This window comes from Streptomyces sp. NPDC037100 (assembly GCF_055606225.1).
On the sequence record NZ_JBVJSX010000005.1, the window covers coordinates 425,838 to 442,304 of the forward strand.

Annotated in this window: 5 protein-coding genes; 4 read left to right on the plus strand and 1 reads right to left on the minus strand. The window is 72.5% G+C overall.

Annotation, left to right across the window (positions count from 1 at the left end; translation table 11 throughout):
- Window positions 1-4: 4 nt before the first annotated feature.
- From ACZ7EG_RS19390 to ACZ7EG_RS19400, 3 genes are read left to right on the plus strand one after another with little or no spacing between them, the layout of a single operon-like run.
- On the plus strand, window positions 5-1,792 hold the full coding sequence (locus tag ACZ7EG_RS19390) for an ABC transporter ATP-binding protein (RefSeq protein ID WP_471079860.1): 1,788 nt from the start codon (window positions 5-7) through the stop codon (window positions 1,790-1,792).
- 57 nt (window positions 1,793-1,849) lie between these two features.
- Window positions 1,850-12,778 (plus strand): non-ribosomal peptide synthetase, encoded by a 10,929-nt coding sequence (locus ACZ7EG_RS19395; protein ID WP_471079863.1) that lies wholly within the window; start codon window positions 1,850-1,852, stop codon window positions 12,776-12,778.
- Window positions 12,768-14,468 (plus strand): ABC transporter ATP-binding protein, encoded by a 1,701-nt coding sequence (locus tag ACZ7EG_RS19400; RefSeq protein WP_471079866.1) that lies wholly within the window; start codon window positions 12,768-12,770, stop codon window positions 14,466-14,468. Before ACZ7EG_RS19395 ends, ACZ7EG_RS19400 begins: the two co-directional genes overlap by 11 nt.
- A gap of 585 nt (window positions 14,469-15,053) precedes the next feature.
- On the opposite strand, the gene ACZ7EG_RS19405 is transcribed toward ACZ7EG_RS19400, so the two are convergent.
- Window positions 15,054-16,160 (minus strand): alpha/beta hydrolase-fold protein, encoded by a 1,107-nt coding sequence (locus ACZ7EG_RS19405; RefSeq protein ID WP_471079869.1) that lies wholly within the window; start codon window positions 16,158-16,160, stop codon window positions 15,054-15,056.
- A gap of 93 nt (window positions 16,161-16,253) precedes the next feature.
- Between ACZ7EG_RS19405 and ACZ7EG_RS19410 the strand changes: the two genes are divergently transcribed.
- The gene (locus ACZ7EG_RS19410; protein ID WP_031107701.1) at window positions 16,254-16,466 is read left to right on the plus strand and encodes an MbtH family protein; all 213 of its coding nucleotides are present in this window, start codon (window positions 16,254-16,256) and stop codon (window positions 16,464-16,466) included.
- Window position 16,467 lies beyond the last annotated feature (1 nt).

A 16,467-nucleotide genomic window follows, 5' to 3' on the forward strand; every position in this document is an offset into this window, starting at 1 on the left:
GGACGTGAGCACCACCGACACGCGCGTCGCCCCGGCGGCCCTGCGCACGACGACCGGACGCGAGGCCGCCCGCTGGGTCGCGGAGCACTGCCGCGCGATGCCCGGGCTGACGATCGCGACCGTGCTCACCACGGTCGCGGGGGCGGCGCTCCAGGTGCTCCCCGTGCTCCTGCTCGGCCGGGTGGTCGACGGGGTCGTCGGGGGCGGGGACCGTTCGGTCCTGGTCACGATCGGGGTGCTCATCGGTGCCGCCGCGCTGCTCGGCGCGGCGGCCACCGCGGTGTCCACCTACCTGATCGGACGGCTGGGCGCGGATCTGCTCGCGCGACTGCGCGAAGGTGCCGTCCGCGCGGTGCTCGGCATGCCGAGCGCACGGATCGAGCAGGTCGGCCGGGGAGACGTGCTCTCCCGGGTCGGTGACGACGTGGCCGTCATCTCCAAGGGCATCCGCACGGCCGTCCCCACGGTGTTCTCGGCCGGCGTGCTGGTCGTCATCGCGACCCTCGGCATGTTCGGGCTGGACTGGCGGCTCGGCCTGGCCGGTGCGGGCGCGCTGCCCGCGTACGCGCTGGCGCTGCGCTGGTACCTGCCCCGGTCCGCCCCGCTCTACCGGAAGCAGCGCGTCGCCCAGGCCGACCGCGCCCAGGCGTTCATCAGCGGCCTGAACGGCATCGACACGGTCCGGGCCTACCGCCTGGAGGGCGCCTTCCGCGAGAAGGTCACCACCGAGTCGTGGCGGGTGCGCGAGCTCGGTATCGAGGTGTTCCGGTTCTTCGGCCGGTTCGTCGGGCGGGAGAACCGCGCCGAGTTCATCGGTCTGGTCCTGATCCTCGTGGTGGGGTACGCCCTGCTGGAGGCCGACGCGGCCAGCCTGGGCGAGGTGTCGGCGGCCCCACTGCTGTTCCACCGCCTCTTCACCCCGCTCGGCGCCATCATGTTCACCTTCGACGAGGCGCAGAAGTCGGGCGCGAGCCTGACCCGCCTGGTCGGGGTGCTGGGGGAGTCCGCCGAGGAGCGGCTGGTCGGCGACGCGTCCGTCACGACGGCCCCGGCCGGGGCCTACCCGGTGACGGTCCAGGGGCTGACGTTCCGTTACCCGGGCTCCGAGGAGCCGGTACTGCGGGACGTGGACCTGACGATCCCGGCCGGTGGGTCGCTCGCCCTGGTGGGCGCCACGGGCGCGGGCAAGACGACGCTGGCCGCGCTGATCGCCGGTATCGGCACCCCGCAGGCCGGTTCGGTGCGCATCGGGACGACCGACCTGGCCGACCTGGACGAGGCCGGGGCGCGGGCCCTGGTCAGCATCCTGACGCAGGAGACGCATGTGTTCTCCGGCCCGCTCGCCGACGACCTGCGGCTGTCCGCGCCTGGGGCGAGCGACGCGGAGCTGATGGACGCGTTGCGCACGGTCGGCGCCGAGGGCTGGGTCACCGCGCTGCCCGAGGCGCTGAACACCCCGGTCGGTGAAGGCGGCGAACGCCTGGACGTCACCAAGGTCGCCCAGATCGCCCTGGCGCGACTGGTGCTGGGGAGGGCGCCGGTGGTGGTGCTCGACGAGTCGACCGCGGAGGCCGGCAGCGAGGGCGCCGCCGAGCTGGAGCGGGCCGTACTGGCCGCCTGTGCGGGCCGGACCACGCTGTTCGTGGCGCACCGGCTGACCCAGGCGATGGCCGCGGACCGGATCGCCGTGCTGGACGCGGGACGGGTCGTGGAGCAGGGGACGCACGAGGAACTGGTGGCTCTGGGCGGCCGGTACGCACGACTGTGGCGGGCCTGGCGAGAGGGTAGTTAGGCAACCCTTATTTAGGTTAGCCTAACTCCACATTCTGGAAGGGACGCTGAGTCTTCGATGATGGAACCGCGCGCTCGTCTCGTACTGCTTTCTCCCAGGCGCCTGGCCGATGTGCGCCGGCGGATCGGCGACTACCCGGACCGGACCATCACCGAGGCCTGCGCCATCGGACTGTCGTACTGGGCGACGGGCCGGAGCCCCGAGGGCATCGACCTCACCCCCGGCACGCTCTTCGCCGACGTCCTGGGCTGGGTCGACAACGGCGGTACCGCGCCCGGCGATTGGGACGTCGCCCCGGACGGCCGCGGCATCATCGTCCCCGAGGGCGTCACCCCCGAGGACGCGCAGCTCGCGCTGGACGACCTGGCCGACTTCCCGGACCGGCCGCTGGGCACCATCGGCCCCTCCAGCGTGGCGGCCAGGCTGCGGACCCTGGCCGAGTGGAACGACAACCGGGCCGACCGGGACCGCCCCACCATCGTGGAGATGTTCCACCGGCAGGCGGGCGAACGCCCGGACGCCGTGGCCGTCGTCGACGAGCACCGGTCGCTGACCTACCGCGAAGTAGCCGAACACGCGGCCCAGTTGGCCCATCATCTGCTCGCCCGCGGACTCGGCGCCGAACAGGTCGTGGGCATCTCACTGACCCGCTCCGCCGACATGGTGATCGGGCTGCTCGCCGTGCTCCAGGCCGGCTGCGCCTTCGTACCGCTCGATCCGCAGTGGCCCGCCGCGCGCCGGGCCGTCGTCATCGAGGACGCCCGGGTCGTCGTCCAGCTCAACACCTCCGGCGAGCCCGACCCGGCCGAACCGGAGGCCGTGGCCGTCGACCTCGGCGACTGGCGGTACGGCTCGTACCCGGCGGAGGGGCCCGGCGTCACCGTCCTCGGTGACGCGCTGGCCTATGTGATCTTCACGTCCGGTTCGACCGGGCGGCCCAAGGGCGCGATGATCCGGCACGCGGCGATCAGCGAGCGCCTGCTGTGGCAGGTGAACGAGATCCTCGGCTTCGGCCACGACGACGCCTCGCTGTTCAAGGCGCCGCTGTCGTTCGACATCTCCATCAACGAGATCTTCCTGCCGCTGGTCTGCGGCGGCCGGCTCGTCGTCCTGCGGCCCGGCGGCGAACGCGATCCCCACCACCTGCTGAGCGTCATCGCCGAACAGCGCGTCACCTTCACGTACCTGGTGTCCTCCATGCTGGACGTGCTGCTGGAGATGGCGGGCGACTCCGGCCGCCTGGACAGCCTGCGGCACGTGTGGTGCGGCGGGGAAGTGCTCACCCCCGAGTTGTACGAGCGATTCCGCACCAAGCTCGACGACATCCCCATGTACCACGGCTACGGCCCCGCCGAGACGACCATCGGCGTCTCGCACGTCATCTACCGGGGCGCAGCGGAACGCCTGTCGACGTCCATCGGCAAGGCCAACCCCAACACCCAGCTCTACGTCCTGGACGACGAACTGCGCCCGGTCCCGGTCGGCGTCGGCGGTGAACTCTACGTCGGCGGCTTCCTCCTGGGCCGCGGCTACGTGGGCGCGCCCGGCCTGACCGCCTCCCGGTTCGTGGCCAACCCCTTCGCGAACGACGGCTCCCGCCTCTACCGCACCGGCGACCTCGCCCGCTTCGCCCCCGACGGATCGCTGGACTTCCTCGGCCGCGCCGACAACCAGATCAAGATCCGCGGCATGCGGCTGGAGATCGAGGACGTCGAGGTCGGCCTCGCCGAGCACCCCCGGGTCCGGCACACCTGCGTCGTCGCGAAGAAGAACACGGCCGGCGGCACCTACCTCATCGGCTACGTCATACCCGCCGCCGGCAGCGAGGACCTGCGGTCCGACGAGGTCAAGGCCTGGGCCGGCGCCCACATGGTCGAGTACATGGTGCCCGCCCACATCGTGGTGATGGAGGAGTTCCCGCTCACCGCCAACGGCAAGCTCGACCGCAACGCCCTGCCCGAACCCACGGTCGCGACGAGTTCGCTCGCCCGCCCCACCACCGACGACGAACGGGCGGTGTGCGCGGCGGTCGCGGAGGTGCTGCGCCTCGAAGAGGTCGGCGTCGACCAGGACTTCTTCCAGCTCGGCGGCGACAGCATCCTCGCGATCTCCCTGCTGAGCGCGCTGCGCGAGCAGGGCCTGCACGTCACGGGACGGCAGATCTTCACCCACAGCACCGTGGGCGCGCTGGCCGCGGTCGCGAGCCGCGAGGACGTCTCCACCGTGGACCACGCCGATGTCGCCACCGGCACCGTCGTCGGCCCACCCATCGTGCAGTGGCTCGGCGAGACCACGGACGCCGTCGACGGCTTCGTCCAGTCGGTCGTCCTGAACACCCCCGCGGACCTGACCCCGGGCGCCCTCGACACGATCCTCACCGCGCTCGTGGCCCGACACGACATGCTCCGCGCCAAACTGGTGCGCGGCAGCCGCTGGAGCTTCGACATCCCCGACGCGGACCGGGCCGAGCCCGGCTGGCAGCGCAGCGACCGGCCGCTCGACGAGTGCATCGCCCTCGCCACGGCCGGACTGGACCCGGCGAGCGGCGTGATGATCCGGGCCGTCTGGCGCCCCGCGGCACGCCAACTCGTCCTCGTCGCCCACCACGTGGTCGTCGACGGCGTCTCCTGGCGCATCCTGATGGAAGACCTGGCCACCGCCTGGCGGCAGTTCAGCTCGGGTGAGCCGGTCGAACTCCCCCCGACGGGAACGTCGTTCCGGCGCTGGACCCAGCTGCTGGAACGCGCCGCGTTCGACGCCGACAGCTCCTCCTACCGGCGCCCCCTGCCCGGCGAGGACCGGCCGCTGGCCCGCCGCGCCCTCTCCGAGACGGACACCGTCGCCGACGAACGCCTGCGAACCGTCACGGTCGGCCCCGAGGTCACGGCCGCGCTGCTGAACGAGATCCCCGCGAAGTTCCACGCCGGCGTCAACGACGTCCTGCTCGCCGCGCTCGCCGTCGCCCTCGCCCGCCGCCGCCGCGACCTCGGCCAGGACCAGACCTTCGCCCACATCGAACTCGAAGGCCACGGCCGCGAAGGGCAGTTCGTCGCGGGCTCGGCCGGCTTCGAGCCGGAACTCTCGCGGACCGTGGGCTGGTTCACCACCCTCTTCCCGGTGACCGTCGACCCCGGCACGGCAACGGACTTCACCACCCCCGAGTATCTGACCGCCGCCCTCAAGGCGGTCAAGGAGGACCTCGCCCGGGTACCGGACAACGGCATCTCCTACGGCGCCCTGCGCTACCTCACCCACAGCGAGTTCGACGCCCCCGCACCCCAGGTGCTCTTCAACTACCTCGGCCGCTTCGCCGCCGGCGCACCCGGCGACTGGCAACTCGCGGGCACCACCGGCCAACTGGGCGAGCGGCGCGACCCCCGGATGCGTCTGCCGCGCGCCCTGGAGTTCAACGCGATCGCCGAACCCGCCGCCTCCGGCGCCTACGAGCTGGTCACCACCATCTCCTGGCCCGACGGCCTGTTCACCGACGCCGACATCACGGCACTCGGCGACTACTTCCGCACGGCCCTGACCGGACTCGCCGCACTCGACCAGGGCGGCCACTCGCCCAGCGACTTCCCCCTCGTACCGCTCACCCAGGCCGACGTCGACGCCCTGGACGGCCCGGCGCTGCGGGACGTCCTGCCGCTGACCCCGCTCCAGGAAGGCCTCTACTTCCACTCGGTCTTCGACGACGACTCCGCGGGCGCCTACGTCGAGCAGCAACTGCTCACCCTGGACGGCGAGGTGGACGCCGACCGGCTCGCGACGGCGGCCACCCGGCTGCTCACCCTGTTCCCGAACCTGGCCGCCCGCTTCACGGCCCTCACCGACGGCCGCGTGGTGTCCGTCCTGGAGAACGGAGTCGAGGCCCCCTTCAGCACGCTGGACCGCCCCGGCATCACGGCTGAGGAGATACGCGACCTCGCCGAACGGGACCGCCGCACCGGCTTCGACCTGGCCACCGGCCCCCTCATGCGGTACACGCTCGTCCGTGCCGGCTCCGGCCGGAACGTCCTGGTGCAGACCGTGCACCACATCATCGCCGACGGCTGGTCGGTGCCGCCCATGCTCCGCGCGCTGCTCGCCGAGTACCACGCCCCGGGCACCGTCCGCCCGCTGGGCGGTTTCGCCGACTACGTGCACTGGCTCGCCGGACGCGACGCCGACGAGAGCGACCGCGTCTGGCGCGAGGAACTCGCCGGGCTGTCCGGCCCCTCGCTGGTCGCCGAGGGCCACACGCCCTCCGACCGGTTCGCCGACACCGCCATGGAACCCGAGGGTGACCTCGACGCCGCCGTCCGCGAGGCCGGCGTGCCACTCAGCGTCGCCGTGCACAGCGCCTGGGCCGTCACCCTCGGCGGCATCCTCCAGGGCACGGATGTCGTGTTCGGCTCCACGGTCTCCGGCCGCGACGCCGATGTGCCGGGCATCGGGGACATGGTGGGCCTGTTCATCAACACCGTGCCCGTGCGCGCCCGCTGGACCGCCGGGACCACGGCGGCCGGACTGCTCACCTCGGTGCGCGATCACCAGGACGCGACCCGTCCGCACCAGCACGTCTCCCTCGCGCGCATCGGCCGCCTGGCCGGAGCCGGTTCCCTCTTCGACACGCTCGTGGTGTTCGACGTGGCCACCGACCTGACGTCGCTCCGGCGCCCCGGCGACACGCTGACCGTCACGGACCTCGTCAACGAGGGCGCCCCGCACTACCCGTTGACCCTGGTCGTGGAACGGGCACGCGACGGCCGGCCGCGCTTCAACCTCATCTACGACGGCGAACTGCTGCGCGAGCCGACCGCCCAGGCGATCCTGCACACCTTCAACCGGACCCTGACCGGCCTGCTCACCCACCCGGACACCCCGGTCGACGACCTGGCACAGGAAGCCGGACAGCGTCCCGCTCCGGTCACCCCGACCACCCTGGGCGCACTGTTCGACACCGCCGCCCGCCGCGACCCGGCGGCCACCGCCGTCACCCAGTGCGGCCTCGACGGCTCCACCCGTTCCCTGACCTACGGCGAACTGTCCGACGCGAAGAACGACCTGGCCTCCGTCCTGCGCGCGGCAGGAGTCGGCCCGGGCCGGCGGGTCGCCGTGGCCGTCCCGCGCTCCCTGGAGCAGGTCGTCGCCCTGGTCGCCGTCGTCAGCGCGGGGGGCGCCTACGTCCCCCTCGACCTGGCGTACCCGGACGAGCGGCTGGAGTACATCCTCGCCGACGCGGCCCCGCAGGTCGTCCTCGTCGACCGCGACGAACGCGACCGCTTCACGCGCCTCCTGGACCGGGCAGGCGTGCGGGCCCGGGTGCTGGTGCAGGGCGACAAGCCCCCGGCCGCGCTCACGGCCCCCGGCCCCGAGCCGGACTGGCACACGCCCGCCTACGTGATCTACACCTCCGGATCGACGGGCCGTCCCAAGGGCGTCGTCGTGCCGCACTCCAGCGTGGTGTCACTGCTCGCCCACACCCGGCCCGGCATGGACTTCGGCCCGGACGACGTCTGGGTCCAGTTCCACTCCTTCTCCTTCGACTTCGCCGTCTGGGAGCTGTGGGGCGCGCTGGCCCACGGGGGTGAGCTGCTGGTGCCCGAGTACGGCCTGACGCGCTCCCCGGTCGACTTCCACCGGCTGGTCCGCGAGCGCGGTGTCACCGTCCTCAACCAGACCCCGTCGGCCTTCTACCAGTTCATCGAGGCCGACCGGCTCACCGGCGAACCGCTGCCCGCACTGCGCCGCATCATCTTCGGCGGCGAGGCACTGGACCTCGGCCGGCTGCGCGGCTGGGTCGAGCGGCATGGCACGGGCTCGCCGGAGCTGGTCAACATGTACGGCATCACCGAGACCACGGTCCACGTCACCCACCGGGTGCTGACCGCCGCGGACTTCGGCCCCGGCGACGAGGTCAGCCCCATCGGCGGCCCGATCCCCGGCCTGGTCACCCACCTCCTGGACGACCGGCTCCGCCCGGTGCCGCCGGGCCGGGAGGGCGCCATCTACGTCGCCGGCGACCAGGTGTCGCTCGGCTACCTGGGCAGGCCCGGCCTCACCGCGGGCCGCTTCGTCGCGAACCCGTTCACGGCCGACGGCTCCCGCATGTACCACACGGGCGACCTCGCGATCCGCACCCTCGACGGCGAGCTGGTCTTCACCGGCCGCGCGGACGACCAGGTCCAACTCAAGGGTTTTCGAATCGAGTTGGGCGAGGTGGAGTCCGCGATCAGGGCCGTCGACGGCGTGACCGACGCGGCCGTGACGGTGGCGGACACCGGGGACCACCTGGTCGCGCACGTGGTGGGCAGCGCGCCGGCCGACCTGACGGCCCGTCTGTCGTCCAGGCTCCCCGTCCACATGCTCCCGGGCAGGGTGCTGACGATCGACGCCCTACCGCTGACGATCAACGGCAAACTGGATCGAAAGGCCTTGGCGGAGCGCCCCGTCAGGGGCGCGGGACAGCGTCGATATGCGGCTCCGCCGCGGAGCGCGACAAGCCACGACGCACCCGCAGGTGAACACACAACACTTGCCAGGCTGGTGGAGATCTTCACCCAGACCCTGCCCGGCACCGCCGTGACCGCCGACACCGACTTCTTCCGCGCCGGCGGCGACAGCATCATCGCCATCACGGTCGTGAACAGGGCACGGACCCTCGGCCTGCCCATCGCCCCTCGCGACGTCTTCCTGCTCAGGACCCCCCGCGCACTGGCCGAACACCTGGGAACCCACACCCCCCGGGCTGCTCCGGAGCTCGCCCACCGCGAGGACGGCCCGCTGCCCCCAACCCCGATCATCCTTCGCCAACGCGAGCTCGGCGGCTCCCTCACCCGCTTTGCCCAGGCCAGGACACTGCAGGCCCCCGAAGGCACAGGCTTCGCGGACGCCGTGCGCGCCGCGAACGCCGTGGTCGCCGCACATCCGACCCTCCGACTGCGCCTAGACACCGCCCACGGAGCGTGGACCCTCCGCACCGAGCCCGCCCGCGAGATCACCGTCGTACGCCCGGACACCACCGACGCGACAGCCGTCGCGAACGAGGCCGCCGGACGGCTCGACCCCGAGTCCGCGGACGTCATCGCGTTCGCGTGGCTGGAGTCGAGCAGGACGCTCGTCGTCACCGTCCACCACCTCGCTGTCGACGCGGTCTCCTGGCTGATCCTGCTCGACGACCTGTCCGCGGCCCTGCGCGGCGAGCCCCTCGCCCCGCCGACCACCTCTTACGCCGAGTACGCCGAAGCCCTGACGCTCCGCTCGACCCACGCCGTCGACGACCTCGACCGCTGGGTCACCACCCTCCAGGCCCCCGAACTGCTGCCCGCCCCGGGCGTACCGCGTGAGACCACCGTCGTACTCGACCCCGACGTCAGCGACCGCCTGACCCGCACCGCACCCACCGCACTCGGCGTCGGCATCACCGAGCTGCTGTGCGGCGCCCTGCGCACCGCGCTGACCCATATCCAGCCCACGCCCACCGACCTGGCGATCGACCTGGAACGGCACGGCCGGGTCCCGGCCCTCGAACAGCACGACTACACCCGTACCGTCGGCTGGTTCACCTCCATCGCACCCGTACGGCTCACCCCGCACACCGACCCCGTCGCGGCCGCCCGCGAGGTCGCCGAGCGCCAGCCGGACGAGGACGGGCACGTCGCCTACGGCCGGCTCAGATACCTCAACCCGCAGACGGCACCGCTGCTGACCGCCCGCCCGCAGGTGCTGTTCAACTATCTCGGCCGGGGCAGCGAGTCCCGGGCGCTGCACCTCACCGGCGGCGACCAGCGGAGCCCGTACGCCGTCGAGGTCAACGCCTGGACCGACGAGGCCACCGGAAGCCTGCTCGCCGAGTTCGTCCTCGCCGAGGGCGTCCCCGACGAGATCACCGGGCACTGGCGCGGCGCCCTCCAGCACCTCGCGGACGCCGCGACGACGGCCGAGCGCACCGCCCCGGTCACCCCGCTCCAGCGTGGCCTGTTCTTCCAGGCCCAGCTGGCGGGCTCGGCCGGACACTACGTCGCACAGAACTGGTTCACCTTCGACCGGCACCTGGACACCGGCGCGCTGGCCGAGGCGATGGCGCACGTGATCGGGCGGCACCCGGTCGTCGGCGCCGGCTTCGGAACCGACGACGACGGAAACCCGGTGCAGGTCCTCAAGGCCGGGCGACGGGTCGACGTCCGCACGGTCGCCGTGTCCACGGACGCGGAGATCGACGCCCTGCGCGCCCGGGACCGCGACACCGGCTTCGACACGGGCGAGCCGCCGCTGATCCGGCTGACCGTCGTGCATCTGCCCGGGGGCCGGGACGGCCTGCTGCTCAGCTACCACCTGCTGCTGTGGGACGGCTGGTCCCGCGAGATCGTCCTGCGCGACCTGTTCGACGCCTACCGCGCCGTCCTCGCCGGCGAGCCGCTCGACCCGACGCCCGCGACGCCGAGCTTCGAGGAGTACGCCCGGGCGCTCGCCGCCCAGGACTCCGCCGTATCGGAACGCTTCTGGGCGGACGAGCTTGCCGCCCTGCCCGGCCCCACCCTGCTGGCCGGGCCCGCGCCGGTCTTCTCGGACGACCTGCCGAAGGCCCTCGTGCACACGCTGTCGGCCGAACAGTCCGAGCTGGTGCAAGGAGCGGCCCGGGTGCACGGCGTCACCCTGAACACGGTGCTGACCGGTGCGTTCGGCCTGCTGCTCGGTGCGCACACCGGCCGCGCCGACGCCGTGTTCGGCGTGACCGTCTCCGGCCGGGACGGCGAGGGGCGCTCCGACATCGTCGGCGTACTGCTCAACACCGTGCCGATGTGGACCCGGGCTCGCCCGGACGACACGGTCGGCGGCTACCTGTCGGCCGTTCAGGCCACCCGGGTCGAGGCGATGGAGCACGAGCACCTCGGGCTCGGCGAGATCCAGCGGGCCAGCGGGCACGACACCCTGTTCGACAACCTGTTCGTGCTGCAGAACTTCCTGGACATGGACGCGTTCGCCGAGATGAACACCCGGCACGGCATCACCTCGGTCAAGGCCGACGACTCCACCCACTATCCGTTCACCTGGGTCGTCACGCCCGGCGAGCGGCTCACGGTCAAGCTGGAGTACCGCGACGGCGACACCGCGAACGCCCGCCGTCTCCTCGACGACTACCTGGGCGTGCTCGAGGACCTGGCCCGCGCCACCGGGCCGGTCGGTGCGCTGCGGGGGCTGGGCCCGGTGCCCGAGCCGGCCGCACGCACCGACGTCGGCACGGACACCGTCGTCGACCGGTTCGACCGGGCGGCGGACCGCGCCCCGCAGCGCGTGGCGCTCGTCGCCCACGGCTCGACGATGACGTTCGCCGAACTCCGCGACCGGAGCAGGGACGTGGCGGGCGTGCTCGCCGCGCGGGGCATCGGACCGGAGACGACCGTGGGCCTCGCGATCCCGCGCTCCCTCGACTGGATCGCGGCGCTGTTCGCCGTCCTGCGGGTGGGCGCCGCGTACGTGCCGCTGGAGCTGGACCACCCGGACGAACGGATCGCCGCCATCGTCGACGACGCCCGCCCGGACGTGATCCTCACCGTGAGCGCGGTCTCGCCCCGGCTGACCGGCGACCTGATCGAACTGGACCGGCCTCTTCCCGACGCCGAGCCGTACGTGACGTTCGCACCCGGCGACCCGGACCGGCTGCGCCACCCCGCGTACACGATCTACACCTCCGGCTCGACCGGGAAGCCCAAGGGCGTGGTGACCGAGTACGCCGGTCTCACCAACATGCTGATCAACCATCAGCGCCGGATCTTCGAGCCGGTGCTGGCCGAGCACGGACACCGGATCTTCCGGATCGCGCACACCGTGTCGTTCGCGTTCGACATGTCGTGGGAGGAGCTGCTGTGGCTCGCCGACGGTCATGAAGTGCACATCTGCGACGAGGAGTTGCGCCGGGACGCGCCCAGGCTGGTCGCGTACTGCCTGGAGCACGGGATCGACGTCATCAACGTGACGCCGACCTACGCGCAGCAACTGGTGGCCGAGGGCCTGCTCGACGATCCCGGCCGGCGACCGGCGCTGGTGCTGCTCGGCGGCGAGGCTGTCACCCCGACCCTGTGGCAGCGGCTCGCCGAGACCGAGGGCACCGTCGGCTACAACCTCTACGGGCCCACCGAGTACACCATCAACACCCTGGGCGTCGGCACCTTCGAGTGCGAGGACCCGGTGGTGGGCGTGGCCATCGACAACACGGACGTCCACGTCCTGGACCCCTGGCTTCGACCGCTGCCGGACGGGGTGCCCGGCGAGCTGTACGTGTCGGGCATCGGCATCGCGCGCGGCTACCTCGGGCAGCCCGCCCAGACGGCCCACCGCTTCGTCGCCTGCCCGTTCGGCGCGCCCGGCGAGCGCATGTACCGCACCGGCGACCTGGTGCTCCGCCGGCCGGACGGCAACCTGATGTACCTGGGCCGCACCGACCAGCAGGTCAAGATCCGCGGTCATCGGGTCGAACTGGGCGAGGTGGAGGCCGTGTTCGCGGCGCATCCGGCGGTGCGGTTCGTCGCCGCCGTGGCGCAACCCGACCCGCAGGTGGACGGCGCCCACCGGCTGGCCGCCTACCTGGTCCTGGACGGGGCGGATCTGGCGACCGTCGCCGCCGACGTGGGCGCCGGACTGCCGGACTTCCTGCGGCCCACGCACTACGCCCAGGTCGACAGCATCCCGCTGACGGTGAACGGGAAGGCTGACACCAAGGCGCTGCCCGAGGCCAAGCCGCTGGGCGCGCTGACCACGGCGGGGGAGCGGGGCCCGGAGACCGAGACCGAGACCGTGGTGTGCGAGTACTTCGCCGAGGCACTGGATCTGGACGACGACGAGGTGAGCGCGGTGAGCGACTTCGTGTCCCTGGGGGGACACTCCATGCTGGCGGTGCGGCTCGTCGGGCTGCTCCGCCGCGAGTACGGTCCCGTGATCACCATTCGCGATCTGTTCACCCTGCGAACCCCGGAAGCGATTGCCCGCCACCTCGATGACAACTGACACCCAGCGGCCCCGCCACGGGGCCGCCATCCTCCGCACCGCCCTGCGCCGCAACATCGGCGCCATGGCCTGGGGCACCCTCCTCATGGGTCTCTACCAGGCCGGCGAGACGGCCTTCCCCATCGCTCTCGGCCTGATCGTCGAGCACACGATGCGGGACGGCCGCAGCCTCCAGGCGCTCGGCCTGTCGATCGGCGCGCTGGCCGTGATCATCACGACGGTGTCGCTGTCGTGGCGGTTCGGCATGCGGATCCTGCAGAAGGCCAACACGACCGAGGCGCACCGCTGGCGGGTGAAGGTCGCGGCCTGCGGTCTGCAGCCCGTGGCCCGGGACGTCGACCTCAAGTCCGGCGAGGTACTGACCATCGCCACCGAGGACGCCGACCAGACCGCCGACATCATCGAAGTGGTGCCGCTGCTGATCAGCTCGCTGGTCGCGGTGCTGGTCGCGGCGGTGGCCCTGGGCCTGGCCGACGTCCGGCTCGGCCTGCTGGTGATCGTGGGCACCGTCGCGATCCTGTCGGTCCTCAGCGTGATGTCCAAGCGGATCGGCAGCAGCACCCAGGAGCAGCAGGCGAGCGTGGCGCGGGCGGGCGCGAAGGTCGCCGACCTGATCACCGGGCTGCGCCCGCTGCACGGATTCGGCGGCAACCACGCGGCGTTCCGGTCCTACCGGAAGGTCAGCACCGAGGCGAAACACCAGTCGATCACCGTCGCCAAGGTGAACGGCGCCTACGCCGGCACCGCACTGGCCCTCAACGCGGTCCTCGCCGGGGCCGTGACCCTGACGGCGGGCTGGCTGGCGTTCGAGGGCCGCATCACCATCGGCGAACTGGTCATGGCGGTGGGCCTGGCGCAGTTCATCATGGAGCCGCTCAAGCTGTTCTCGGAGATGCCCAAGTACGTGATGATCGCGCGCGCGTCGGCCGAGCGGATGGCGCTGGTGCTGTCGGCCCCGCCGGTCATGACGCCGGGCTCCGCACGCCCGTCACCGGGCGGCGACCTCGAGATCGACTGCGTCCGTCACGGCACCCTGACCGACCTCAAGTTCCAGGTGAAGGCGGGTGAGTTCGTCGCCATCGCCCCCTACCAGCCCCGCGCGGCGGCCGACCTCGCGGCCGTCCTTGCCGTGCGGGTCCCGCCCGGTACGTACGAGGGAACGGTGCGGATCGGCGGCCGGGAACTGGCCGGCCTCTCCGTCGAGGCGGTGCGTGAGCACCTGCTGGTCAACCCGTACGACGGGGAGATCTTCGCGGGCACCCTCCGCACCAACATCGACCCGTCGGGCACCAGCCGGACCGTCCCCGAAGCCGTCGAGGCCTCCATGCTGACCGACGTCGTCGCCCTGCACCGCGAGGGCCTCGACTACGGCGTCCGCGACCGGGGCGCCAACCTCTCCGGAGGCCAGCGCCAACGCCTCTCCCTGGCCCGCGCCCTGGCCGCCGACACCGACGTCCTCGTCCTGCACGACCCGACCACGGCGGTGGACGCGGTCACCGAACAACTCATCGCCCGCAACGTGGCGAAACTGCGCCGAGGCCGCACGACGATCGTGATCACCAGCAGCCCGGCGTTCCTCGACGCGGCGGACCGGGTCCTCGTCCTCGACGACGGCGTCATCACGGCGGAGGACACCCACCGCAACCTGCTGGCAAGAGACCAGGACTATTGCTCGGCGGTGGCACGCTGAGCTTCAAGGGCCCGGGGACACGCCCTCAGGGGCCCGGGGATACGCTTTCAGGGGCCCGGGGGAGACGCCTTCAGGGGCGCGGGGAACTGCGCGATCGGCCCCCACGCACCCGCATCCGGCAACGGCGCTTGGCGCGCAGCGCCGAGGCCACGTGTGCATTCTCAAGGGGCCCGGGGATACGCCTTCAGGGGCGCGGGGAACTGCGCGATCGGCCCCCACGCACCCGCTCCCGGCAACGGCGCTTGGCGCGCAGCGCCGAGGCCACGTGTGCATTCTCAAGGGGCCCGGGCATACGCCTTCAGGGGCGCGGGGAACTGCGCGATCGGCCCCCCCACACCCCCGCACCCGGCAACGACGCTTGGCGCGCAGCACCGAGGCCACGTGTGCATTCTCAAGGGGCCCGGGGATACGCCTTCAGGGGCGCGGGGAACTGCGCGATCAGCCCCCACACCCCCGCACCCGGCAACGACGCTTCGCGCGAAGCACCGAGGCCACGCGTGCATTCTCAAGGGGCCCGGGGATACGCCCTCAGGGGCGCGGGGAACTGCGCGATCAGCCCCCACGCACCCGCACTCGACAACGGCGCTACGCGCCCAGCGCCCAGCCCACATCCCTGAGCAGCGCATGACGCCACCCGGCCCGGTCATGCCCCGACGCGGACCGGGACACCCGCACGGTCGCCCCGGCCCGCTCCACCAAGCCCTCGGTCACCTCACAGTGGGGCAGCATCCGGTCCTCGTGCTCCCCGACGTCGAACGCGACCCGCAGCCCCGACAGATCGACACCAGCCCGCAGCCGCTCGGCGATCACACCCCCGGCCGAGCCCTCCAACGGATCAGCCGACCGCAGGGCATCCGGCGTCCACCAGAACGACCCCGACTGACAGGCCACCCGGGACACCAGGCCGGGAAACTCCAGCGCCGCGTACACCGCACTCAGCCCCCCGAGACTCTGCCCGGCGACCACCAGCCGCTCCAGTTCGGCGGGTACGCCCGACTCCGCCACCAGCGGCAGCAGTTCGTCCCGTACCGCCTGCCACAGCGCGGGCCGGCAGGCGAACTCGGCCACCCGGTCCTTGGCCGGCAGGAAGACAAGAGTGACCGGCGGCACCTCACCCGCCGCCACGGCCGAGTCGAACGCGGTCACGGCAGGATGCAGATACAGCCAGTCGTCCCCGTCGAGCAGCAGCACCACCGGCCCACCGCCCCCCGCCGGATGAAGCCGCACCGTACGCCGCCCGCCCAGGCGCTCACTCGCCCAGCGGATCCGCGCGCGCGGCACGGGCAGCACCGCGTCGGGCCCGACGACGGGCCAGTGCGGCTGCCCGGGCGCGTCGGGCGTCGCGAGGATCGACCGGTCACCGCCCGCCCCGGCCGGGTTGAACGGGTCGGCGTGGGAGGCGTCCTCCACCACGAACCGGTACGTCACCCGCAGCCGCGCGGGCATGCTCACCTCCGCGTACCAGCAGTCCGAGTCGGCCCAGCGCCGCAAGGGCACCGGATCCGACCAGCTCTCGAACTCGATGGTGACCGGCGACGACCCGCGCCACAGGAACAGCGCCGTCCATCCGCCGGCACCGTCGGGTGCCACCGCCGGTGCTCCCACCCCGGCCCAGAACCCGTCCGTGCCGGGCGTCCCGGGCCACCCGTACCCGGCGAACGCGTCCTCCCTGCCGGCCGCGGCCAAGCGCATGAGCGTCTCCTTGTGAGAGGGAAGGGCCAAAGGCTAAGCTCCGTCAATTAGGCGAGCCTAACCTAATCTTGGCCCTTCGAGGAGGCAGCGCGCATGAGCACCAACCCCTTCGACGACAACGAAGGCCGTTTCCTGGTTCTGGTGAACGACGAGGGCCAGCACTCCCTCTGGCCGTCCTTCGCCGAGGTGCCCGGGGGATGGACCATCGCCTTCGCCGAGAACACCCGCGAGGCGTGCCTGGAGTACGTCGAGACCCACTGGACGGACCTGCGCCCCCGGTCCCTCGCCGCGTCCCAGGACGCCTGAT

What these genes read in the sequence shown, in the direction of transcription:
- ACZ7EG_RS19405 (WP_471079869.1), bottom strand. Translation starts at nt 16,160, where the DNA reads ATGCGCTTGGCCGCGGCCGGCAGGGAGGACGCGTTCGCCGGGTACGGG.
- ACZ7EG_RS19400 (WP_471079866.1), top strand. Translation starts at nt 12,768, where the DNA reads ATGACAACTGACACCCAGCGGCCCCGCCACGGGGCCGCCATCCTCCGC.
- ACZ7EG_RS19410 (WP_031107701.1), top strand. Translation starts at nt 16,254, where the DNA reads ATGAGCACCAACCCCTTCGACGACAACGAAGGCCGTTTCCTGGTTCTG.
- ACZ7EG_RS19395 (WP_471079863.1), top strand. Translation starts at nt 1,850, where the DNA reads ATGATGGAACCGCGCGCTCGTCTCGTACTGCTTTCTCCCAGGCGCCTG.